This window comes from Rhodococcus sp. USK10, assembly GCF_019378875.1.
Classification (GTDB): domain Bacteria; phylum Actinomycetota; class Actinomycetes; order Mycobacteriales; family Mycobacteriaceae; genus Rhodococcus_F; species Rhodococcus_F pseudokoreensis.
In genome coordinates this window covers 413,417-435,185 of sequence record NZ_CP076048.1, presented here as the reverse complement: position 1 = coordinate 435,185, position 21,769 = coordinate 413,417, and the positions used below count along the sequence as shown (strand labels likewise).

The 21,769-nt window shown below is 66.5% G+C and carries 20 protein-coding genes and 1 pseudogene; 7 read left to right on the top strand and 14 right to left on the bottom strand.

Annotated elements, in window-relative coordinates; translation table 11 throughout:
* Positions 1 to 83: 83 nt before the first annotated feature.
* Complete coding sequence (locus I1A62_RS08880; RefSeq protein ID WP_012687703.1) at positions 84 to 350, top strand: helix-turn-helix transcriptional regulator; 267 nt, start codon at positions 84 to 86, stop codon at positions 348 to 350.
* Positions 351 to 556: 206 nt separating this feature from the next.
* On the opposite strand, the gene I1A62_RS08875 is transcribed toward I1A62_RS08880, so the two are convergent.
* The 7 genes and pseudogenes from I1A62_RS08875 to I1A62_RS08845 form a co-directional block, all read right to left on the bottom strand.
* Positions 557 to 871 (bottom strand): WhiB family transcriptional regulator, encoded by a 315-nt coding sequence (locus tag I1A62_RS08875; protein WP_124395411.1) that lies wholly within the window; start codon positions 869 to 871, stop codon positions 557 to 559.
* 442 nt (positions 872 to 1,313) lie between these two features.
* Complete coding sequence (locus tag I1A62_RS08870; RefSeq protein WP_219458530.1) at positions 1,314 to 2,351, bottom strand: alpha/beta fold hydrolase; 1,038 nt, start codon at positions 2,349 to 2,351, stop codon at positions 1,314 to 1,316.
* 279 nt (positions 2,352 to 2,630) lie between these two features.
* Positions 2,631 to 2,834 carry a hypothetical protein gene (locus I1A62_RS08865; protein ID WP_219458529.1) on the bottom strand — a complete coding sequence of 68 codons (204 nt, stop codon included), beginning with the start codon at positions 2,832 to 2,834 and terminating at the stop codon, positions 2,631 to 2,633.
* A gap of 234 nt (positions 2,835 to 3,068) precedes the next feature.
* A complete protein-coding gene (locus I1A62_RS08860) occupies positions 3,069 to 3,557 on the bottom strand; it encodes a hypothetical protein (RefSeq protein WP_219458528.1) in 489 nt (162 codons plus the stop codon).
* A gap of 150 nt (positions 3,558 to 3,707) precedes the next feature.
* Entirely contained in the window at positions 3,708 to 3,848 is a 141-nt protein-coding gene (locus I1A62_RS08855; RefSeq protein WP_192582078.1) for a hypothetical protein, read from the bottom strand.
* A 22-nt stretch (positions 3,849 to 3,870) separates the two neighbouring features.
* On the bottom strand, positions 3,871 to 4,203 hold the full coding sequence (locus I1A62_RS08850) for a hypothetical protein (RefSeq protein WP_095863926.1): 333 nt from the start codon (positions 4,201 to 4,203) through the stop codon (positions 3,871 to 3,873).
* Positions 4,204 to 4,255: 52 nt separating this feature from the next.
* A pseudogene (locus I1A62_RS08845) lies at positions 4,256 to 4,862 on the bottom strand (nitric oxide synthase oxygenase); the annotation flags it as partial.
* Positions 4,863 to 5,019: 157 nt separating this feature from the next.
* On the opposite strand from I1A62_RS08845, the gene I1A62_RS08840 reads away from it, so the two are divergent.
* The gene (locus I1A62_RS08840; RefSeq protein ID WP_095863927.1) at positions 5,020 to 5,202 is read left to right on the top strand and encodes a hypothetical protein; all 183 of its coding nucleotides are present in this window, start codon (positions 5,020 to 5,022) and stop codon (positions 5,200 to 5,202) included.
* A 397-nt stretch (positions 5,203 to 5,599) separates the two neighbouring features.
* Here the strand turns inward: I1A62_RS08840 and I1A62_RS08835 are convergent, their stop codons facing one another.
* Positions 5,600 to 5,737 (bottom strand): hypothetical protein, encoded by a 138-nt coding sequence (locus tag I1A62_RS08835; RefSeq protein ID WP_219458527.1) that lies wholly within the window; start codon positions 5,735 to 5,737, stop codon positions 5,600 to 5,602.
* Between the two features lie 447 nt (positions 5,738 to 6,184).
* Here I1A62_RS08835 and I1A62_RS08830 point away from each other — a divergent pair, with 447 nt between their 5' ends.
* The 3 genes from I1A62_RS08830 (at position 6,185) to I1A62_RS08820 (ending at position 9,450) form a co-directional block, all read left to right on the top strand.
* A complete protein-coding gene (locus tag I1A62_RS08830) occupies positions 6,185 to 6,337 on the top strand; it encodes a hypothetical protein (RefSeq protein WP_219458526.1) in 153 nt (50 codons plus the stop codon).
* Positions 6,338 to 6,815: 478 nt separating this feature from the next.
* The gene (locus tag I1A62_RS08825) at positions 6,816 to 7,169 is read left to right on the top strand and encodes a DUF732 domain-containing protein (protein ID WP_192582076.1); all 354 of its coding nucleotides are present in this window, start codon (positions 6,816 to 6,818) and stop codon (positions 7,167 to 7,169) included.
* A gap of 361 nt (positions 7,170 to 7,530) precedes the next feature.
* The gene (locus tag I1A62_RS08820; protein ID WP_219458525.1) at positions 7,531 to 9,450 is read left to right on the top strand and encodes a serine/threonine-protein kinase PknD; all 1,920 of its coding nucleotides are present in this window, start codon (positions 7,531 to 7,533) and stop codon (positions 9,448 to 9,450) included.
* Positions 9,451 to 9,600: 150 nt separating this feature from the next.
* On the opposite strand, the gene I1A62_RS08815 is transcribed toward I1A62_RS08820, so the two are convergent.
* Entirely contained in the window at positions 9,601 to 10,089 is a 489-nt protein-coding gene (locus I1A62_RS08815; protein ID WP_095863929.1) for a MarR family winged helix-turn-helix transcriptional regulator, read from the bottom strand.
* A 333-nt stretch (positions 10,090 to 10,422) separates the two neighbouring features.
* On the opposite strand from I1A62_RS08815, the gene I1A62_RS08810 reads away from it, so the two are divergent.
* Positions 10,423 to 12,279 (top strand): serine/threonine-protein kinase, encoded by a 1,857-nt coding sequence (locus tag I1A62_RS08810; RefSeq protein WP_124395320.1) that lies wholly within the window; start codon positions 10,423 to 10,425, stop codon positions 12,277 to 12,279.
* 268 nt (positions 12,280 to 12,547) lie between these two features.
* On the opposite strand, the gene I1A62_RS08805 is transcribed toward I1A62_RS08810, so the two are convergent.
* Both I1A62_RS08805 and I1A62_RS08800 read right to left on the bottom strand, forming a co-directional pair.
* A complete protein-coding gene (locus I1A62_RS08805) occupies positions 12,548 to 14,905 on the bottom strand; it encodes an FHA domain-containing protein (protein WP_124395319.1) in 2,358 nt (785 codons plus the stop codon).
* Between the two features lie 664 nt (positions 14,906 to 15,569).
* Entirely contained in the window at positions 15,570 to 16,271 is a 702-nt protein-coding gene (locus I1A62_RS08800; protein ID WP_219458524.1) for a hypothetical protein, read from the bottom strand.
* 223 nt (positions 16,272 to 16,494) lie between these two features.
* On the opposite strand from I1A62_RS08800, the gene I1A62_RS08795 reads away from it, so the two are divergent.
* Positions 16,495 to 17,628 (top strand): BTAD domain-containing putative transcriptional regulator, encoded by a 1,134-nt coding sequence (locus tag I1A62_RS08795; RefSeq protein ID WP_219458523.1) that lies wholly within the window; start codon positions 16,495 to 16,497, stop codon positions 17,626 to 17,628.
* 156 nt (positions 17,629 to 17,784) lie between these two features.
* Here the strand turns inward: I1A62_RS08795 and I1A62_RS08790 are convergent, their stop codons facing one another.
* The 3 genes from I1A62_RS08790 to I1A62_RS08780 all read right to left on the bottom strand — a co-directional run bounded on the left by I1A62_RS08790 (position 17,785) and on the right by I1A62_RS08780 (position 21,755).
* Positions 17,785 to 18,867, bottom strand: coding sequence for an RDD family protein (locus I1A62_RS08790; RefSeq protein ID WP_257890745.1), 1,083 nt, complete (start codon positions 18,865 to 18,867; stop codon positions 17,785 to 17,787).
* A gap of 1,741 nt (positions 18,868 to 20,608) precedes the next feature.
* The gene (locus tag I1A62_RS46270) at positions 20,609 to 20,770 is read right to left on the bottom strand and encodes a hypothetical protein (protein ID WP_225858423.1); all 162 of its coding nucleotides are present in this window, start codon (positions 20,768 to 20,770) and stop codon (positions 20,609 to 20,611) included.
* Positions 20,771 to 20,822: 52 nt separating this feature from the next.
* Complete coding sequence (locus I1A62_RS08780; RefSeq protein ID WP_124395410.1) at positions 20,823 to 21,755, bottom strand: alpha/beta hydrolase; 933 nt, start codon at positions 21,753 to 21,755, stop codon at positions 20,823 to 20,825.
* Between the last annotated feature and the right edge of the window lie 14 nt (positions 21,756 to 21,769).

Below are 21,769 nucleotides of genomic sequence, written 5' to 3'. Positions count from 1 at the left end.
ATTTTCGCCATCATTCCGGTATAGAAATACCAGGCTAGCGGAAAGTTCGGTATTTTCATACCGGTGTGGCGTATCCTTGTCGCATGGTGCGATCCCCTTTGACGCCGCAGCAACGTGCTGCCGGCAAGCGACTCGGTGCTTACCTCCGGCAGGCGCGCGGCGACCGAAAGCCCGCCGAAGTAGCACATGCCGCGTCGATCTCACCCGAGACCCTGCGCAAGATCGAGACGGGACGCCTCGCAACCCCGGCCTTCACGACAGTCGCCGCACTCGCGGCTGTGCTGGCGGTCCCGCTGGAGGACCTCGCCCAGATCTGCCTTCCCGAACTGAACCTTCAGCAGACCGGGTAGTAAGCGAGGCGCCGCCGGAGTAGAGGATGCGGTCGACGCCGAGGGTTTCGACGCAGTACTGCAGCTGCGCCTGGCTGAACATCCCCGAAGGGGTGATGTAGACGTTGCCGCGAATATGCACGAATAGTGCTCACCGGCCGGCGGCTCGGTGATCAGCTTCCCCCGCAGGGTCCGTTACCTGTCGAAGGCTCGCTGGTCGTCTCCCATTAGAGAGTGAGACGGCGCGGTGTGCCGCCCGGGGGTCGGGAAGTCGCGCGGCGGGTGCGGCGGGTGTGGCGGGCGCGTTCGGTTTCGGAGAGGCCACCCCAGATGCCATAGGTTTCGGTGGTGGTGAGGGCGTGGGCGCGGCAGTCGGTGAGTACGGGGCAGCTCTGGCAGAGTTGTTTGGCGGCGTGCTCGCGCCGGGCGCGGACGCTACGGCGTTCACCGTCGGGGGAGAAGAACATGTCGGTGTCGGTGCCGCGGCAGGAGGCGCGCTGCTGCCAGTTCCGGTCGATGGGGTGGTGCGGATGATCAGGCACAGCAGATGGGTCGCTTTCGGACTTGAACGGTGACACGCTCAGCGGATCGCGCGGCGAGGTGCGACTGGCGGCCTGTCCGCCGATGAACAGCTGCGTTGCGGTTCCATCAGGAAGCCCTGTGGCACCGACGTTCTCGTGTGCTGCAGTCATCAGAGTGCGCTCCCACATGCTGTGTCATGGCCTGCATAAGCATCCCTCCGGCGGGGGTCTCCGGTCTTGCAGTAAAACGCACACTTCGTGCTGAAACGCGCACGGAGATGGCCTCGGCGGGGTCCCCTGGGTGGCGACGTCAGCGCCTGACGTGTCGTGTGGTGGTGCCGCCATACCGAAGCCACCATGGGCGCGGGAGGGGTGTCTGCCTGTGGCCGGTGATCGTGCCGTGTGGGTTCGTATTCGGGTGCCGGGTGGGTGTTGTGCCCGGGGGTGGTCTTGTGAGCGTGGGTCAGGTGGCTTTGCGTTCGGGGGGTCCGATCGTGTCGAGCGCGGTGGCACGTGTCGAGGCGTCGGGGGTGAGGGTCGGCTGGACGGTTCCGGTGTTGAGTAGTTGCCGCCATCGGGCCTCGTCGAATGGTGAGGGGCGGGTTTCGGAGAGGAATTTTTCGATGGTGTGGACAAAGCGCAGGGGGTCGTCCCGGAAGGGGAAGTGGCCGGCGTCTGGGAAGGTGTCCAGGCGGGAGCCGGGCATTGATGTGTGCGCGGTGTGGGCGTGGCTGACGGGGATGACGGTGTCCCGGTCTCCCCAGATGAGTTGAATGGGGAGGCTGGCGGTGAGGTAGCAGCGGTCGAGCATGGTTACGGCTTGTCCGTGCCAGTCGACCACGGCTCGCAGGGTGCGTAGGTAGGCCTCGTATGCGGTGGGGTCGGGTAGTTCGGTCAGGATGCGGACCAGATCCGGGGTGTCGTGCAGCGCGGCACCGGGGTGCAGGGGGGTGCCGTGCAGTCGGGTCAACATGGTTCCCACCCATCGCATCGCGGGCACTGCTCCGGGCAGGCGCAGCAGTTTCAGTGCCTCGTTGAGGATCGGTGTCGCTGCGAGGCGCAGGAGTGGGTGAACGTCCTTGGTGATGCCGCCGGTGGAGACCAGGATGAGCCGATCGACCATGTGTGGGAATTGGTAGGCGAATTGCATTGCGATGCCGCCGCCGAGTGAGTGTCCGATGACGGTGGCGTGGTCGATTCCCAGGGTGGAGAGTAGGTCGCGTATGCCGTTGGCGTAGGCGGCGACGGAGTAGTCGGCGCGGGGTTTGTCGGAGTGGCCGTGGCCGAGTAGGTCGGGTGCGATGACGGTGTAGTTCTCGGCGAGGTGCGGGGTGATCTCGGTCCATGTCGTGGAGTTGTCGCCGATGCCGTGCAGCAGTAGCAGTGTGGGGCCTTCACCGGTCATGCGGAAGGCGCGTCGGTGTCCGTGGATGGTGCGGAACGTCAGTTGCGGCTTGGTGTCGGGTACCGGCCGGAGTCTGCGCAGGCGGCTGGGGTTCATTGGACCCTCCTCGCTTGTTGCGTTCTACGTTGATTCTTCGCTGTGCATCGTCGATACCCGTGGCGACACGCCCCACCTGGGGGTGTTGACATCAGGTGGTTGTTGCTTTTTCCCGTGCCTTGGAGTGGGCGCGGAAACGTTCGCTGGTTATTCGTGGGGGAGGGTGTGGCGTTACACGCAGGCGATCACCGAGTATCTGGAGTGCCTGTGCCTCTCGACCGGCTTGGGGCCGTCGAGCCGCAGCCCGGTGTGGTTGGCGTGGGTGGAATTGCCGCACCGTTATTGAGTGACGGCGTCGCCGTGGTGGTCACGGTTGGTAAGAGTGACAACCGCCGGTCGGCCCGGGCCGGTCACGTCACTCGGCGCGTCGTGGTTCCGGTTGATTTGAGAGCAGTCGAATCGCCGGTTGGTCGAGCGCTGCACCAGCGTGGCCATCGGTAGCCGGATTGCCGCGCCTCGACGCTGCGCATCGGCGTTCGCCACCGTTCGATCATGTCGGCACCCGCGACATCGACCAGCGGATTATGTTCGGCCGCAACGTCAGCCGGCGGTCGATCCCGTCGATGTCGGCGCGCAGTTGGGTCGTCCCGGTGCGCAACTGGATGACGTCGATGTCCCCAACTGGACAGGTCGCACACCGTGCCGCCGCGGGGGTCGCGGACCGTGGCTCGCCCCTGCCGCCCGCCTCGCACGCACACGATCAGATGGGTGCAGGCGTCACAGCGGCCGCAGATCCGCGCGCCGTCGCGCCGGTACGGCACCACCCGCACGGCGCCGCACGGGGCTTCGGGCGGCAGGATGGTCAGCGGTTCGAGTCCCGGAGTGTCGGCGCAATCGTGTCGTGCGCGGGGTCGGATGGCCTACATAAGGTGAGTAGCCCTTCGCGGACGAGGCGCCGGATGAGCACGACACGCCCGGGTTGGTCGAGCTCGCCGGGCAACTGGTTCGCTGCGCATTTTTTTCGGCCTCGAGGAGATGGTTCACCTCTACCGCGGCGGAGGCTGTGATGGAGACGATTTGGCCACCGAACAGCAGCCGGATCCGATCCGCTTCGATGCCCATCTCGTACTCGACCTCCGCTCGCCGCTTGACCTGTGTGGTCTCGTCGATGCGGGTCTCGGACTCGATATCGAGGAGCCGACCGGAAAGCGCCGGGAGCTGAGCGAGCCGTATCGAGTCTGCCGCGTCGTCGACGAGGCCCGCCACGTCGACTTTGCGAGCCCACTGGCCCAGGAGATCCCGAAGCGCTGCGCCGCCTCCTGCCGTACCTCGTCGTTGGCGGCGAATCCGATGGGAAGAGATGGTAGAGGACATCTCGGAGGAGCAGTCCACGTGCCGGGTCGACGTGTCCGCGTTTCAGCCCGCCACCGGCCCGAACGCGGGCAGCTGAACCGGGCTCGACACGTACAGCGCCTCGGCGCGCATCGTCAGTTCCTCGATCTTCGGCAGCTGCGCCGGAGTCGCCTTGGTCGGATCGATCCCGATCTGCGCCGCCACCCGGTCTCGATGTCCTCGTGGGTTATCCGCCACCTTCTATCAGGTCCGCGGCCGCGACCAGTTCGGCGGCGATCCTGCGGGCCTCTCCTGGTGTCAGGCGTGGCCGGAACTCGGGGTGGTCACCGACCTCCCAGGTCATTGAGACGCCGGGTCGACGGTCTGCCTCTCGGACGGGCGTGACGAAGCAGAACGACGATTCGATGCCGTCTTCGTCCAATGTGAGGTAATCCAGTGCTGCGGTCAGTTCGATGCAGTCGCTGCTGTCACCCATGCAGGTGTGATCCGTGCGCCCGCGGGCGTCCTCGTTGGTGCACCAGGGTGCGCATTCGGTTCCGGTCGTCTGGTTGGTGTTCATGCTTTCGATCCTCCTCCCGTGACCGTTCGCCTGTCGCGTGGTATCGCCGCAGGTGGTGGTCGACCATGATGACCCCGGCCTGCCGGTAGCTGTGGATCACGGCGCGGTTGAGTTCGACCAGCGCCCGGTCCTTCCACAGGGTGCGGTCGGAGCGGGTGTCGAGGTTAAAGCCTGGCGGCGACGTCCGGGAGCATGTCGTAGCGGTTCTCGTCGGAGAAGTTGCGGGCCCCGACCTCGGTGCTGACGTACCAGCCGCTGAACGGGGCGCACGGGTAGATCACCCCGCCGATGTCGAGGTCCATGTTCGACACAGCGGGGACGGCATGCCATTTGAGGCCGAGGTCGCCGAACCAATCGTAGTCGGGGTGGGTGATGTCGACCTCGAGCACGAGATCGGCGGGCACGTCGAACCGGTGCCGGGGCTCGTCGGGGTGGAGATCAGCAGCGGGTGGAATGTCGAACGCGGTACCTGCGCCGTGCCAGCCCATCCGCGTCTTTGTCTCGGTGATCTCGAGGTGGGCGGGATCGTCGACGACCCGCCCGTCGGGTTGCCAGTAGCCGGCGTAGCCGATCGGCTGCGGGCTGAGAATGCGGTACTCCCGCCCATCGGGGCGCGGCGGCGGGCCGATCGTGATCACCGATTGCAGTGCGCTGCCGTTGCGGCAGTGTGTCGATCGGATGCAAGCAGTCCATGAAGGACCTTTCGCGGACTCGTCCCGCCGCTCGGTTCATCGGTCAGGAGTTGATAAGGGATCGGTAGGGGTGGGGGCGGATTCTTGGATTTGTCATTCCGCCCCGTTTTGAGGAGTTTCCGCCATGTTTACCCCCCGCATCCGCCGTTTTGCCCGTTCGTCGATGTTGCTGTCGGTTATCGGCTTGTCCGTGTTGGGTGGTGTCGGCGCAGCGAACGCGGCGTCGGCCGACGCGCCGCGCCACACCGACGACGTCTACATCTGCTGGTATGACGACGGTTATTCGACCACGTATTGGATCTGCTGATACGGCGTGCCCTGCATTACGTCCGTCCCGGTCCGTTGGTGGACCGGGACGGACGTCGTGGTGTGTGGGGAAGGGTTTCGCCGTGCGCGATCGGCCGCGGTGGACGGTACTGCGGGAGGTCGTTGGCCGGGTTGTGCGGTGAGGCAGGGGATTCGGGGTGCGGGATGGCCATACCTGTGCGTGTGCCATTTCTGCTCGGGCGACCCCGCGTTCACGGTGAACTGCCTCGGACGGGGGATTGTGAACCATCCCGAGTCCGATGCACGCAGTGTTGTTTGCGTTGTTTGTGTGCGAACGGTTGATCGGCACGGTGTGCAGCGTAGTGTTTGGCCTCGTACTCGGTGGGTGGGATCCGCCCAGGCCGGTGCATCAGCCGGGCGGTGTTGTGCCGGTTCACTCACGCCGTGGTGGCCTCCTCGACGTCGCTGATGGTGCGCAACGGCTCGATGCGGAACGGGGAGTCGTCGGCGATGCCCTCGGCCTTGTAGGGCCCGGCGGTCGTCGCGGCGAGGGCGTTGTCGAAGGCGTCGGCCAACGTCCCGATCGACGGCAGCAGTGTCTGCAGGAACAGGGTCTCCTGGGAAGCGCAGGGCCGTATGTTGCGACCCCGATGTGATGAATAATGCTTCCGCGCAATGGGTTACCCGTGCATCGCCCGCGCGGCGCAGGTGTGATTCTCCGCTCGCCGCGCGGAGGCGCTCTCTTTGGGCGTCGACACCTCCCCATCGGCGATCGTGCCGGCGAACGCATCGAGGACGAACGCGGTGTGCGCCGCGGCGCCGATGGCTCCGCCGCGGTGGTGCGGACCCTCTTCGATGGGGTGGCACCGCGCTACGCATGAGTCGCTCGACGGTGTGGCGGGCCATCTCGATGCCCTGATGGTGCAGGTGGTCCAGCATCTTTGGGCGAGTCGCAGAGAGACTTCGGCCTGCGTCGACTGCGCTTGCTACGCTCGACGTAGAACGAGGCCGGCGACGCGGTGATGGACGCGTCCCACAATGCACGCCTCGACAACGGACGGCTGCGCCAGGCGTTCGTGCATCCGCGCTCGGTGAGCACCGGGCGGATGGGTGCGACCGAAGAGCTGATCGCGATGTTCGGCGATGAACCGGCGGATCACGTGTGTGGCGGGTAGCGTCCCGATCGAATAAAGGCGTTGCAGTCTTTAGTATTTCCATGGTCTTCGAGCTCGGCGTTCTTCCTCCGCAATGCCTGCAGTTCGGCGTCGGCCTCGGATGCCGACGCAGCAGGCATGCCGCCATCGGACGCTTCGGCCTTGCGGACCCACACCCGCGGCGTCTCCGTTTTCGGGGATATCCGCTCGGTGATCGTACGGTTCGCCTCGTGCTCGTCAGGTGTGCCCGTCACGGTGCTCGAGGGCCAGGTGCACGGTCTTCTCCCGTACCTCGGCGCGGTAGACATTCGGCACAAGGATGACCTTCCCGAGAAGGAAGGTGTGCATCGAACTCGGGACGATTCATTGTGCCGAGTTCGGGGGTCTGCGTGTCGGTTCCGTTCTCGGCGCTCAAGAATTCGGTAAGGGTTCGATCAGGCCGGTCTTCCAGACTTTCTCTTGTCAGTTTCCCCCGACGAAGACAAAAGGAACGCCTGTCATGTTCATTCGTATCACCACCGCCGCCCGCACCCTGACCCTTGCCGCCGTGATCGGGGTGAGTGCCCTCGGCGCCGTCTCGATCGCCAACGCCGATACCGCCACTTCGCTCTCCGGCCAGGACGCGGTGTTCCTCGAGGGCATGTCCGATGAAGGGATCACGTTCACCACCGACGACGCCGGGGTCGGGCTGGCCCACCACATTTGCGGTGAATTCGCTGATGGCGCCACCTTCGAGGAGGTCGCTGCGGAGGGTCTGCAGCATTCGTCCCTGTCCGCGTACGACGTGGGTTACGTCATCGGTGGTTCGGTGTCGGTGTACTGCCCTCTGTACACCGACCAGCTGCCCGTCTGAGCCCGGTCCTCGTGCCCCCGTGCCGCCAGCGGTGCGGGGGGACGGATGGGTCTGTCCGCGATTTCGGTGGCGCGACGATCCGCCTCGGCACCCGTATAACTCGGATACCGAGTTATACTTGGTGGTGCGTTCGAGCGGTCTGCGGGTCGTCCGACGCACCGCTGTTGCTCGCGTGGCGGGCATGCCGACAGTCTTTGGTGCGTGCCATGGATCGGTTCACCAGGCGAGGTGGGGGCTCGTGTGGTGGCTGGTCCGTAAGGGCGGCGGTGACATCCGCAGTGACCTCACGAGGACGAACTACTCGTGCACACCGGAAATGAGTGAGGCGGTCTTCCGTGATGGGCAGGGTGGGTGCGTGGGGATGAGCGAGCACGATCTGGTGCCGGGTGCGATGTTCGCCGGATTCACGATCGAGCGGGTGCTCGGTACCGGGGGGATGGGCACGGTCTATCTGGCGCGGCACGGGAGTCTGCCCCGGGGGGTCGCGGTGAAAGTTCTCGACGGGACCGCCGACGACTACATGCGGGCGCGGTTCGTGCGCGAGGCCGAACACACCGCGCGACTCGAGCACCCGAATATCGTGACCGTATATGACCGGGGCTGCGAGGGTGACCGGCTCTGGATCGCCATGCAGTACGTGGCGGGAACGGACGCGGCGACGCTGCTGCGCCGCGGTCCGCTGCCACCGGATCTGGCCGTCCACATCGTCGCCGAAATCGGGCAGGCCCTCGACTTCGCACACGAGCACGGCATCCTGCATCGCGACGTCAAGCCGGCCAACGTGCTGCTCGCCGGGCGACCGGCCGCTGGTGCCGGGGTGTGGCGGGTGTTGCTGACGGACTTCGGGATCGCGAAGAACTTGGACGAGACCCGGCGTCTGACCAGGACGGGCATGCTGGTGGCCACCCTGGTGTATGCGGCGCCCGAGGCTTTGGTGGCGGGCGTCGAACCCGACCACCGCGCCGACGTGTATTCCCTCGGGTGCATGCTGTTCCAGTTGTTGACCGGTCGGCTCCCGTACTCGGGGTCGGCCGCTGCGGTGGTCGATGCGCATCTCAACCAGCCGATCCCGCGGCCGACCGTGCTGCGACCCTCTCTTCCCGACGCGATGGATCCGGTGATCCGGCAGGCGCTGGCGAAGGACCGCGACACCCGGTTCGACAGTTGCGGCGCCTTGGCGCAGGCGGCGCGCCGCGCCCTGTCGTCCCCCCCGCCGGCGCCCGGACCACGGGAGACCCGGACCCCGCAGATGCCCCCGGTACCGGACCGGATCCGCGCCCCGAGCCCTCCTCGTCAGGTCCGGGCGGCGACCCCGCTGCGCCGGGTTCGAATCGACACCCCGCCGCTGAACCGCGGTGTCGAGGGCGCAGGCCGGCCGGGCGGCACCCGCGCAGGTGGGCAGCCCGGACCGGTGCGCTGGTGGCGACGGACGACGACGATCGTGGTCGGTGTGCTTGCCGCGATGGTGGTCGTGGGCGCGGGGGTGGGTGCGGTCGCCGCCTATCTCGCATCGCCGCACCCACCGGCCGCCCGCACCCAGACCACGCTCGCCTTCGCCGGCCTGGCAAGCCCGCAGGGGGTCGCGGTCGATGCGAACGGGACCGTGTTCGTCGCCGATTCCAAGAACAACCGCGTTCTCGAACTGGCCAGCGGCGTGACCACCCAAACGGTGCTGCCCTTCAGCGGGCTCGACGACCCGCTGGCGGTTGCGGTGGACGCCCGCGGGAACGTCTACGTCGCGGACACGGGCAACAACCGGGTCCTCGAACTGGTCGCCGGCTCCGCTACTCCCACCACGCTGCCATTCAGCGGAATCGATGAGCCCCTTGGTGTTTCGGTTAGCGACGGCGGAGACGTCTATGTCGCGGACGGGGGCAACAACCGGGTCCTGAAACTGGTGGCCGGGTCCTCGACACCCACCGTGCTGCCGTTCACCGGACTCAGCCGGCCCACCGATGTCACCGTGAGCGATACGGGCGATGTCGTCGTCCCCGACTCGCGGAACCATCGGGTCCTCGAACTCACTGCCGGGGCGTCCACCCCCGCCACCCTGCCGTTCAATGACGGTCACGCACCGAACGCGGTGGCGGTCTCCGACGCCGGCGATGTGCTGCTGACCACCCTGGACTCCAACGACGTGTTCGAACTGGAGTCCGGTTCGTCGGCCCCGACCACCCTTCCGTTCACGGGCCTCGATCGACCCGCCGGAATCGCAGCCGGCGACGATGGTCACCTCTACCTCTCCGACCTCGGGAACAATCGGGTGCTCGAACTGGCATAGGTTCTGGCGACCGAGATAGCCCCGTGGCCTGCGGGGAGCCACTCGGATCGACTGTCGCGCAGGAAGACTCCGATCCGTGCTCCATCCGGGGTGCGATCTCGTGAGAGCGGGAGCCTCTGCCACCGCTCACCGGCCGCCTCGGCGCGCCCGTCAGGCCGGGGTCTGGTCGTTCAGCGCTCGTCGGGAGGTCTGCGGTTTCGCGTCCGCCCGGACCCGGTTGTTGATGGCGGCGCTGGCCTCGGTGATGAACTGATCGATCAGGCGCTGATCGGCGGGGGGCATCGGGTGGTACACCTCGCCGAGCATCTCGCCGAGTTCCCCGTAGATGCGACTGAATTCGTCGCGGCCGTGGTCGCTGAGCGAGATCAGCCGCTTGCGCCGGTCGGTGGGATGCGGCACCCGCCGGGCGTATCCGGCCTGCTCGATCCGGTCGACGAGCTCGGTCGCGGAGGCACTGGTGATGGTCAGTTCGGCGGCGAGTTCGCTCGCAGTCAGAGGGCCGTTGACGTAGAGATGGCCCAGTGCCACGGTCTCGGTCACACCGATGCGGAGGTGCCCGCGCGCCGCGTGACCGCGATACCGCTCCACCGCCAGGACCAGATCGCGGACGGCCAGCGCCAAGCGAATATCGCGTTCCATGCCTGTCAGAGTACCCGGGATCGACCAGGGCTCCGTGCTTTCAGGATTCCTTGTGTCTCGGCTACCGAGCTATTAGAGTCGGGGTGGTAGCGCAACGACTTTGTCGGCCTCGCGCGCGAGGCGATCTAGCGATGGAGGGGAATCTGGGCGGGAGCTTCCTCTAGAGCGCCGTGGTCCTGCCCGCCGCAACACCCGTCCTGCGCCGATCGCGTGCGCGGCCCGCCCGAGGGGACAGACGCCACTGCTCGACCTGCACTCCCCGTTCCCCTTGCCGATCACGATGGTCGCCGGCGGAAGGCCGCCTGCGACCATCGCGCCGAAGGGAGTGCAACGATGAGCGGCACCGCGCAGGGATCACGGATCGGCACCCAGTTCGGGCATTACCATCTCAAGCGGCTTCTCGGCAAAGGCGGCATGGGCGAGGTCTACGAGGCGTACGACCTCGACAAGGACCGCATCGTGGCGCTCAAACTCCTCCCCGACGCCTTGGCCGACGACCCGGTCTTCCGCGAACGTCTGCGCCGCGAATCGCACGCCGCCGCCCGCCTGCAGGAACCGCACGTCGTGCCGATCCACGACTACGGCGAAGTCAACGGCGTGCTGTACATCGACATGCGCCTGGTGCAGGGCGCCGACCTGCGCTCACTGTTGACCCGCTACGGGCCGCTGGCCCCGCCGCGGGCGGTCGCCATCATCAGCCAGATCGCCGCCGCCCTCGACGCCGCCCATGCCGACAAGCTCGTGCACCGCGATGTGAAACCCGAGAACGTCCTCGTCACCCGGCAGGACTTCGCCTACCTCGTCGACTTCGGCATCGCGAACTCGGCCACCGACGAGAAGCTGACCACGCTGGGAACCGCCGTCGGCACCTACGACTACATGGCCCCCGAACGCTTCGAGGGCGACGGCAGCGAGGTCACCTACCGCGCCGACATCTATTCGCTGGCCTGCGTTCTACACGAATGCCTCACCGGCGCAAGGCCTTACCCGGCGGACAGCATCCGGGTGAAGATCAGCTCACACCTGTTCGAGCCACCACCGCGGCCCAGTGTGGCGCGCCCCGGCGTGCCGGCGGGCTTCGATGCCGTCATCGCCCGCGGCATGGCGAAGAGCCCGCAGGATCGCTACGCCACCGCCGGCGATCTCGCACTCGCCGCCCACGACGCCCTCAGCGCCGGCGATCAGGACGAGGCCGCCACCCTCATCGAGAAAACCCAGGGCGACGCCGCCGAGCCCGGCCCGCCGGATGCCGCGGGACGGGCCGGCACACCCCCACCGGCGCACACGCCGCCGCCCGCCGCCGCACCACCGACCTACATCGACACCCCGCCGCCTCCGCCGTACGGCACCCGCACGCCGCCGCCTCCGCCGTACGGCACCCGCACTCCGCCGCCTCCGCCCTACGGCCCCGTGCCACCGCAAGAACACGGTGCCCCGAATGCCAACGCAGACACCTGGATCGACTCACACTCACCGACCGCGGGACACGGTGGGGCCGGCGCGCCCCCCGGGTGGGACAGCACACAGGTCGCCCCACCCCCGCCCCCGGGGTGGGGCGGCCCCCAGCAGCGCCAGCCGCCGCGCCCGGGTCCGTCCAAGCGGATGTGGATTGTCTTCGCCGGCGCCGCGCTCGTCGTGGCCGCGGCCGCGGCCGGTGTGGCGATGTGGCTCGCGAAACCGGCACCCACGCCGCCCGCATCGGCTCCCGCGCCGGTGTCCGCACCCCCGACGTCCCCGGAACCGTCCGGCCAATTCACCGCCGCCGATCAGCAGCTGATGCAGGTCATGCCCACCGGATACGGCGAATTCAACTGCCAATCGGAACAGTCGACCCCAGGTGAACTCTCCTCCCTCTCCTGCCAGCCGAACCAAGCCACCGGTGCGCCCTCCGCCCGCTTCTTCCTGTTCACCGATCTCGCGGCACTGCAGAGCCATTACGACGATGTCCTCAACGAAACGGACGTCATTTCCTGCCCGGACGGTGGCGGCGGTCCCGGCCCGTACAGTTCGCACGGTGAACCCCAGACCGTCGGCCAGGTGGCGTGTTTCATGTCCGCCGACACTCCGCCGGTGCCCGCCATCGCCTGGACGAACGAAGCCGATCTGGCGATCGGAAAGGTCTTCGCGGACGACCCGAACGGCATGACACCCATGTATGAATGGTGGACGAAGCAGGGGGCGTTCGAGTAGGACGGGAGCAACCGGTGGCCGCCGCGCCGTGTCACGGGCACCGCGTGTGCTCGACCGACCGGGGTAGTCGACGCGAGCCGTCGCTGCCGACCCTCCCGCCCGCGGCGGATCGGATCGCCGTCGAGCCGGTATGGGTTGCCGCTCGGTGGGTTTCACCGGCGACTCGCAGGCCCGTCCGCACCTGTCCGCTCGGCAGGAGCAAATCCGGTGCGGTGCACGGGAGAAGGCGGGGGTTACGCCGTCATTGCCGCTGGGGGTGTCGGCGCGTTCATCGGTCGACGCGACGGCGGGAATCGACGCGGCCGAGCAGCAGAGCGAGTACCACGATCATGATGACGGCGAGGACGCCGCAGATCGCGAGGTCGGTCAGCCAGATTTCGGGAGAGTGCCGCCACAGCGGATCGTCGGCTCCGGGAGATCCCGGCATCGCCGCCAGGTCCACGGTGGAGGCGGCCATCGCATAGGTCCACCGCGACGGGGAGAGCCAGGACAGCTGTTCGAGGGGCACACGCCCGTGTAGCGGGAACAGGCCGCCGCAGAGGATGAGTTGGGCCATGACGACGAGCACCAACAAGGGCATACCCCGGTCGGCGTTGTCGATCATCGCCGAGATGAGCAACCCGATGATCATCGAGGTGACGGTCACCGCGATCACTGCGATCGCGATCTCGGCTTCACCGGATCCCAGCAGGGCGGCGCCGTCCGGCCCCGGCCGCCCGACCCATCCCAGGATCCCGAGAACCAGTCCCTGCAGACCGGTGATCACGGTGAGCACCGCGAGCTTGGAGGCGAGATAGGCATTGCGGGACAGACCGATTGCGTGTTCCCGTCGGTAGATGGCCTTTTCCTTGACGATCTCGCGGACCGCTGCTGCGCAGCCCATCAGGGCGCCGCCGATGATCAGCAGGACCAGTAACTGGCCGGGCTCGTTCGAGTGCTGGACCGCTGCCTGGGTGAGCGAGAGCCCGGCGGTGCCGGGAACAGCATGGGTGAACAGACTGAGCAGCAGTGGCAGCGCCAGCAGAAAGGCCGTGTACTGGCGGTCGGCGGCGATGACGGCCAGGTAGCGGCGGCACAGGATCGCGAACTGGGTGAGCGCGGATTGTTGGGCGTTCGGGTTCTCGGGCGGCGACCGGTGTCCGGGCGGTGCAGGCGTGGCATCGGTCGGGCGCGGGCCGATGTACACCGGGTACAGAGGCGACTGCCGGAAGCGGGCGGCCCAATCGGTGACGGTGTCGTGCTCGAGCAGCGTGAACAGATCGGGGAAGTCCTCGCAGTGAAAGTAGGGGAGCGCTTGCCCAGGGGGCCCGAAGTAAGCGAGCCGGCCCCCGGGGGCGAGGACGAGAAGCCGATCGCACAGGTCGAGTTGGGACACATTGTGCGTCACGACCACCACCGATCGGCCCTCGTCGGCCAAGCCGCGCAGCGTCTGCATCACCGACTTGTCGTATCCGGGATCGAGCCCGGAGGTCGGTTCGTCGAGGAACAACAGCGAGGGTTTGGTCAGTAACTCCAACGCGACGCTGGTGCGCTTGCGTTGTCCCCCCGAGAGGCTGGTGATGCGCTGGTCCGCCTGGCCGGTCAGCCCGAGTTCGGCGAGCACCTCGTCGATACGCTGCTGCCGGGCCTCGGCGGACACGTCCTGCGGAAACCGCAGCCGCGCAGCGTAGTTCAGTGCACGGCGCACCGTGAGCTGGGTGTGCAGAATGTCATCCTGCGGGACGAAACCGATACGGTGTCGCAGTTCCGCGTAGTTCGCGTACAGATCGCGCCCACCGTACTGCACGGCCCCACTCGTGGCCGGCCGGAACCCGGTCAGGGCATTGAGCAGGGTGGATTTTCCGGCACCGGTCGGTCCCACCACCGCGAGAAGGCTGCGTTGATCCAGGGTGAACCCCACACCCGTGAGCAGGACACGTCCGTTTGCGGTGACCGACTCCAGGTCGGTGGCCTCGAAGGACACGTCACCGGTGTCGACGTATTCCTCGAGTCGGTTGCCGTTCAGCCGCAGCAGTTGATGACCGACGCCGATCACGTCCGGCTCACCGATACGCGCCTGGGACACCCGGATTCCATTGACGTAGGTTCCGTTGGCGCTGCCGAGGTCGACGATGTCCCAGCTCCCGCCCGAATATCGCAGTTCCGCGTGGTGGCGGGAGACCAGCAGGTCGTCGAGGATCACGTCGTTGTCGTCGGTGCGGCCGATCCTGATCCGAGGCTGCTCGATCGCATGAACAGCGGTGGGGGGCCGCGGCGATCGATCGCCCTCCGATGGTGTAGGCGCAGGTTCCGGGGGTGGTGCCGACGGTACGGGACGAAGGTGCAGGACCACACCGTGGGACGGGTTCCCGAGTACGACCGTCGTGGGTCCGTGCACCGGCACCTGATCGACCCGCTGTCCGTCCAGGAAGATGCCGTTTCGGCTGTGATTGCTCAAGGTCCAGCCGTGCGGTGTCGTGGTCAGGACCGCATGCGAGCGTGAGATGCGCGGATTGGCCAACTGTGCATCGGCGGTCTCGGACCGGCCGATGGTGAAGGTGTGGCCCGGCGCTGCCCGCCACCGGTGCCCGTCGGCCGCAACTTCCAGTGCTGGGGGCCCGTTGGGTGGGGAGTCGTCGGGGTTCATAGCGGCAGTGCCGGGAGCAATTGTGTGTCGGTGCGATGATCTCGTACGCGAGCGTCGAAGTCCGGCGCCCAGCGACCGGTGCTTGCGTACCGCCCGCGAGTCGTAACGCAGGATCTCGGCATCCGGGCGCCAACCACTATCATCTCGACGCCAACCGCCGTGATGACGTTCGCATGCCGAGTTACTTTCCTGCGTATCACCATGTCAACCGAGTCGTTGACGTTTCTCCCAGATCCTTCCTGCGATGTCGAACGCGGGCATCGCGCCGAGAGTCCGAGGTGGGCGTGGGCCGATTGGGAACCCTCGACACGAACAGTCATCGTGAAGCAGTCATCTCACTCGGCTGCCTAACAACAAGATTGCCGTAACATATGGCAATCTCATGATACGGAATGGTGCGCGATCGTGGTAGTCGCGTGCCGGTCATGCCGGCAGACATGGAGAACGCCGGCGTCGATGACGATGTCGGCGTTCTCTGGAAGCCTCACTGAAAGGGTGCCGCCGGTGGACACCGCACAGTCGGGATCGGAATGTCCGAATGAGTGCGCACAGCCGGCGTACCGAACTCCGGTGGGATCAGCGCGGCGTCGCCGCCATGCCGGAATCGCGAGCTGTTGCCTGCTTGGGGTGGCGGTGCCGGACCGGCAGGCACCGAGCGCAGCATCTACAGGGTAGTGATCATCTCGTAGTCACTGGTGCTCCAGGAGACGAGGAACACGTCGAGGCTGATCGTCTCGGCGCGACCGGTGTCGATGCCGCTGTCGTTGAGGTAGACCAACCCCGCGGCGAGGTCGATGCCGGTGACGACGACGGCGTGATCGGCGGTGGTGCGGTCGCCGCGTTCGCCCCAAATGATTTCCGCGTTCACCCCGACGATGACCTTCCGGCCAATCACGAGATCTGCGACGAGTTCATCGACGCCGGCCGTCGCGTTTTCGGCGTGGCTGAGGACGGCGGCGATGTCATAGTTCGCCAGCAACACGGGAATGTCCTCGGAAGCCGTCCCGCCGGTGCTGGCATCGGCGTCCGCGGGTCCGCCGGCCGCGTCGCCCGTGTAGATCGGGCCCGGTGTAACGGTGCTGGGGGTGTTGCGTGCGACCTCGACGATCTCGGCCTCGGAGGGAATGCGGCCGGTGACTTCTCCGACGACGTCGGCGACCGCCATCTCCGCGCAGTCGTCACCGTGCTGACGTTGCCAGTATGTGGCGGCTCCTACCGGATCGCCGACCACCACCGAGGCTGACATGGTCGAGACCGCGGCGGGGCTCACCGCGTTCGCGGTGCCGACGAGGCCGAGAGCTGCCACCCCGATAACAGCGGCGGTGATGCAGGTACTGGCGGCGGTGGCGATCTTGCGGGTGAACACGACGGTGGACCTTCTCTCATTGTCTTGCTGGGGACGTGAGGAAGTGTGTGGTCCGCCGCTTATCCGATCCTGATCAAATCCCTATCCCCGCATCCGTCGAGCACATCCCCGGCGAGCGCCGCCGACGCCCCGTGCTGCCGGGCCTGGTAGATCCCGTGTCCGGGACGGCATAATTGATGCCGACGCAACAACCTCGCGCGGGCGCCCGGAGCGAAAAGGCTCGGTGATTGGTGTGGCAGAGAATGTCGAGGCAATAAGTCCCCGGCTCGGTCTCCACGTCCTGGGCTCAGTGGAGTTGACCATCGATGGAGCGCCGCAGTCCCTGGGTGGCACCAAACCGCGCGCTGTGCTCGCGATGCTGCTCATCCGGCGCGGTCGTGTGGTCGCGGCCGACGCCCTCGCCGCGGCGGCGTGGAATGACGATCCGCCCCCGGACTACCGGGCCAGTTTGCACGTGATCGTGTCCAAACTGCGAAAGGCCCTCGGTGGCGCCGATGTGGACCCCAAGACCGTATTGGCGACCGTAGCACCGGGATACCGACTGTCGGTGGCGGACGACGACTTCGACCTGGCCCGGTTTCGGGCATTGTCGTCGACCGGTGGCCGGCTCGCCGAGGCCGGACAATTCGAGGAGGCGAGCGCCGCACTGTCTCACGCCCTGGACGAGTGGAAAGGGCCGGTCCTCGACGATCTACGCGGGCACAGCTTTGCCGATGCGTTCGCCGCCACTCTCGAAGAGGAACTGCTGGCGACCGCATCGGCGCGAACCCAGGCCGAAATTGCATGTGGCCGAGCCGAATCAGTAATCTCTACCCTGATCGATCTGACGAATGAGCATCCGCTTCGAGAGCCACTGTGGGCCCAGCTGATCACCGCCCTCTACCTGGCCGGCCGGCAGTCTGACGCCTTGGACACATGCCGGCGGCTACGCACAACCCTCGCCGACGAACTGGGCATCGACCCATCCGGACCACTACAAGACCTCGAAAAACGAATCCTGAATCAGGAACCGTTGACCGTGACGACCGGCGCCATGACGTTGACCTTGATCGAGCAGCAACAGAGAGTGGCCACCGGACAGCTCCGCGACCGCGCCGGCACGGCGATCCCGGTTCCCCCCGCTGGTCTGCGGATCGGGCGAAAGAACACCAACGATCTCGTGCTCAGCCACCGCAACGTCAGCCGGTACCACGCGATCGTCGTGGCCACCGGGCCGCAATACGAAATCCGGGACCTGCAGTCGTCAAACGGCACGCTGATCAACGGCGAGCGCATCATCGACTCCGCAGTTCTCGGCCATGGCGACGTCATCCGCATCGGCAGCACCGAATGGTCGTTCGAGGTGATTGGGCCGTAGGGCCAACTGCGCCAACGACTGTGGCGATGACCCTGTCGCCGCTAGTTGGCGTCGACTACGCAGCTGGTAGGGGACCACCAGCGCTGGTGCTCCGGTGGTGGTTGCCGAGGCGACCGACGCTCGTCCGGTTGTGCCGGCTGACTCCGACGCAACCGGTTAGATTGTCGTAGCGCCTCTCGTACGGAAAAAGTCCTTACTCGATGTTTGCAAGATCAGTGTCACGACGACCACGGCAAGCCCTGAGCACACGACTCCGAGAACTCGTCCGTAATCACTCGTGCTCACCCCGACATTGACGAGATAGAGCCCCACTGCGACTGATGAAGTCCACAGGAGGGATTTGTTGGCGCGACCCCTCGAGACGCCGACTCCACCCCATATGAACAACCCGGCAAACACAAGGCCGACGGGGGAAAGATATAGGGCTGCTGTGACTGCACCGGTCCTGGGATAGTAGTGACTGCTCGTATAGAGCGACACCAAGCTGGCGATAGTGGTCAGCGCGGCCATGACAAGGGCGAGGGCCGCTGCCGCGGTGACCGTCCCGGGGCGCTGGGCGATGCCGTAGCCGGCAGACGGAGCAGTGCCATACACCGAGCCCGGAGCGTTGTAGGACGGGGTGAAATTCGCTGGCGTTCCGTAGGGTTGCCGCGGAGACCAGTGAGCCGGTGACGTGCCGTCGACCGAAGTGCCGTACCGCGGCGGCGGTTGAGTTCCGTAGGCCGGGGGTGGCTGCGGTGTCGAGGCACGCAGCGGTTCGATGGGCAGGCAGACCGTTTTCACGAGCGTGTCGGCGATCGTCTGCCGCTTGGCGGTGAACAACGGCAGCAGATAACCGATGTAGAAGATCGCGTCCAGGATGTGGTCGACCTGACGCACGAGCGACATCCTGAAGCCGATCGGCCGGCCCGTTCGTTCACTGACCACCTTGAACTTCAGCACCGACTTACCGATGCTCGAACCGGTCCGGCCTTGGCGATAGCCCCAGTTCCAGAACCAGTACGCGAGCACCACCAGAGTGATGATCGACGAAACGATGCCTTCGAAGACCGACGAGCTGCACGACGTGGCATCGGTGCTCTCGCCGGTAGGGCAGGACGTGCCATCCGCCATGCCGATGATCACTCCGCCGCCGACACCGAGGCCAACGGCGAGGATCATGTACAGAAGTTGGTCGATCACGAAGGCACCGACACGCCTGATCCATGAGGTATAGGCCTCCGCCGGCAGGACGCCCACGTGATGAGCTGGGAGCGGATACCCAGCGCCGCCGGACGAAGGTGGTTGAGAACCCCTCGGCGGCCGGGGTGGTGAATAGCCGCCGGGCGGAACTGGTGGTTGTTCGGTCATGGGCCGAGCCTTCCGGTGATGACGCTAGTTCGATGGTAAGACGGTGACTGAGCTGTCCGGCGGTGTGTCATTACTGATGGTGGGAAACCTGTGTGCCCTGATCGGCACCTGCTCGTAGAGTGCGCCAACATAATTGCCCTCACGTCGACAAGCGAGATCCCTGATTTCCCGGGTTCTGAAGCGGTAAAACAGATTCCGAAGTAGGGGAGCCTGCTTGCCAACGTTTGCCCTCACTCACCACGTCTCCGACTGTGGGCGAGATCGGCGTGCGAGGCATCGAAGCAATTCCATTCACTCCATTTCCACCACTCATGTGGAGCATCGATCCGCAGCGGTCGATGCGATGGCCGAATCAGGCCCCGCAACGTGTGCGCATCCAGGATGCCGCTCAGAGCTTAAGCAGCTCTGAACGCCTTCTTATCGGCCCGCATGGTGCGGATCTGCTGGGGGTGGGCCGGCCGACGGTGCGACGGTTGATCGACGTGGGAGTTGTCGGCGGAGAACGTCGGCACTCGGCATCGGCTGTTGTTGCGCGATGTGCTCGAGTATCAGCAGCAGCGCCGTGCCCGCCAGTGCAATGCACTTGCCCAGACGTTGTCCGGATCGGCGACGAGGACGATCCAGCGGTGGTCGCGGAGCAGCTGAAGGCCGCGTGGAGGGCGGTTGCGGGGCGCCGGCGCACGCCCAGGGTGGGCCGACCTTGATTCACGGCAGGTGGGTCCGGGGTGTACGCACACGCAAGAATTGTCCGTACAACTCAAGGAAGGAAAGTCCAGTTCTATTTGGATCGCAATTCGGGAATGTGATGTCGTCGGGAGGTGAGTATGGATCCTGTGGATCCACTGAATGCACCCGCCGCCTCCGCGTATCTCGTGAGTTGCACCGGGTTGGCCGATTTTCGGGGTGGTTCCGGCGTTTGCACTGGGTGACAACGGTGCCATCCGGGAAACTGGCACACTGATATGTACGCCGGTTTGTCAAGTGCGCAGGGCGAGGCGGCGTCCAGGACCGTCGTCGTGGGCGCCGCCTCTGTGGCCCGGTCGATCTGGGGTGGGTGGCGAGCGTGTCGGTTTCGACGCGTGGTCAACTCTGATCTGCGCGGATTGGCTACCGCAGGACGGTTATTCGGCTGGAGTGGGTCGCTCGTCTAAATCGAGCGTGATCCCAACGTGGAGTTGGGGATTGCTCATAGTGTGCTCACGGATCACTCCCAGGCGCTGCCGTCACCACACCTTGTGATTCATCCCGGACGTTGGTGGGGGTTCCCTCCGTTCGCCGGTCCTTGCCTGCAGGTCGTCGACGACCAAGGAGGCAAGGTGGAGTCCCCGCAGCGGCAGCGAGGAGAACCGACCTTGCCCCCCGACCGGAGCAGGCTCGGGATCCCGGCTTCCTGCAGGAGCTCGGCGGCGGTCCACCGCACCTCACGGCGCAGCTGCGGGTCATCGGGATGATCGCGACGGCGTCGGTGTGGCGGGGCGGTGTCAGAGCCTGGCGAGTATCGGCCCAGTCGCGCTTGGCAGGTATTGCCATGGTCTCGTAGACGCTGGTCTTCACGTCGGGTCTCTCCGTTACCGCTTCGATGACCCACGTCTGCGTGCTGGACGGCCTCGGAAATGTTGGTGCTGTAGGTCTACCGTTTCCGGGTCTTTGCGATGTTCTCGTCGGCGCGGTTGACGTCGGCGTACATTCCGTGCGCGGAGAGGTCTTTTCCCTTGAATGCGCTGTGCCGGGCAATCTGCCCGCCGAGGATGCCTGCGCCTATTGCGGTGACCCGATTCGGGTCGGAGATCACTTCTCCATTGGTGTTCGGTGGTGCACATTCTTGATGTGCGGTGGGTGCGGTCTCACCTCGTCGGTGACGGCGTGCTGTGGAGGGGGTCGAGGACTCGGCGGAGGAAGGTGAGCTGGTCGGCCAGTGCCTGCTGTTGCCAGGGCCCCTGGTAGACGTCGAAGTGATCGACGGGGTACTCGCGCAGTTGCGCGAGCGGACCGGCCTTGGCGGCGGTCCGGCGGGCGGCGTCGGGCGGCGCGATGCGGTCGTGTGTGCCGATCTGCACCAGGATCGGGCAGGTGAGATGACGAGCGGAGGTGGTGGGCCGGTTCACCCCGACCTCCAGTGCGGTGCGTGCGCACACTTCGTTGCGCCAGGTCGCGCCGGCCATGGAGGTGTAGGCCTCCTCGGCACCGGGCGTGCTGAGGATCGCCGCCGACCCGGGCTGCCCGACCACCGGAACGTGGTGCGGCGCGCGTTTGGTCAGCGCACGGGCGAGGTCCCGCAGCCCGTGTCCGGTGGCGCGAACCAGCTGGCCGGGGCCGGCGTAGCGGGAGATCTGGACCAGGGCGGCGAGCCCGTCGGTGGCCGGTGTCAGGGAAACGACCGCCGCGATGCGCCGATCCTCCGCGGCGACCGCGATGACGTGACCTCCGGAGTACGACGTCCCCCACAGTGCGATCCGGTCCGGGTCGACGCCCGGCAGGCGGCGGGCCGCCTCGATCGCGGCGCGGTAGTCCTGTCGCTGACGGCGGAACGACACATGTTGGCGGGGTGTGCCGTCCGAGTCGCCGAAGCCGCGGTAGTCGAAGACGAACGCATCGATGCCTGCCTGAGCGAAGGCCTCGGCGTAGCCCAGCAGGCCGGTGTCCCGGGTGCCGCCGAAGCCGTGTGCCATGACCACGCACGGCCGGCCGGGTTCTCGGTCCGGCGCGTCGGTGGTGGCCGGAACGTGCCAGGCCGCACAGGTGACGCCGTGGCTGGTGAAGGTGATCTCGTTGTTCATCGTGCTCGCTCCGG

Coding starts and splice junctions, on each gene's coding strand:
- I1A62_RS08815 (WP_095863929.1), bottom strand. CDS start 10,089: ATGGAACGCGATATTCGCTTGGCGCTGGCCGTCCGCGATCTGGTCCTG.
- I1A62_RS08880 (WP_012687703.1), top strand. CDS start 84: ATGGTGCGATCCCCTTTGACGCCGCAGCAACGTGCTGCCGGCAAGCGA.
- I1A62_RS08825 (WP_192582076.1), top strand. CDS start 6,816: ATGTTCATTCGTATCACCACCGCCGCCCGCACCCTGACCCTTGCCGCC.
- I1A62_RS08820 (WP_219458525.1), top strand. CDS start 7,531: ATGAGCGAGCACGATCTGGTGCCGGGTGCGATGTTCGCCGGATTCACG.
- I1A62_RS08870 (WP_219458530.1), bottom strand. CDS start 2,351: ATGAACCCCAGCCGCCTGCGCAGACTCCGGCCGGTACCCGACACCAAG.
- I1A62_RS08840 (WP_095863927.1), top strand. CDS start 5,020: ATGTTTACCCCCCGCATCCGCCGTTTTGCCCGTTCGTCGATGTTGCTG.
- I1A62_RS08810 (WP_124395320.1), top strand. CDS start 10,423: ATGAGCGGCACCGCGCAGGGATCACGGATCGGCACCCAGTTCGGGCAT.
- I1A62_RS08830 (WP_219458526.1), top strand. CDS start 6,185: ATGGACGCGTCCCACAATGCACGCCTCGACAACGGACGGCTGCGCCAG.
- I1A62_RS08850 (WP_095863926.1), bottom strand. CDS start 4,203: ATGAACACCAACCAGACGACCGGAACCGAATGCGCACCCTGGTGCACC.
- I1A62_RS08780 (WP_124395410.1), bottom strand. CDS start 21,755: ATGAACAACGAGATCACCTTCACCAGCCACGGCGTCACCTGTGCGGCC.
- I1A62_RS08805 (WP_124395319.1), bottom strand. CDS start 14,905: ATGAACCCCGACGACTCCCCACCCAACGGGCCCCCAGCACTGGAAGTT.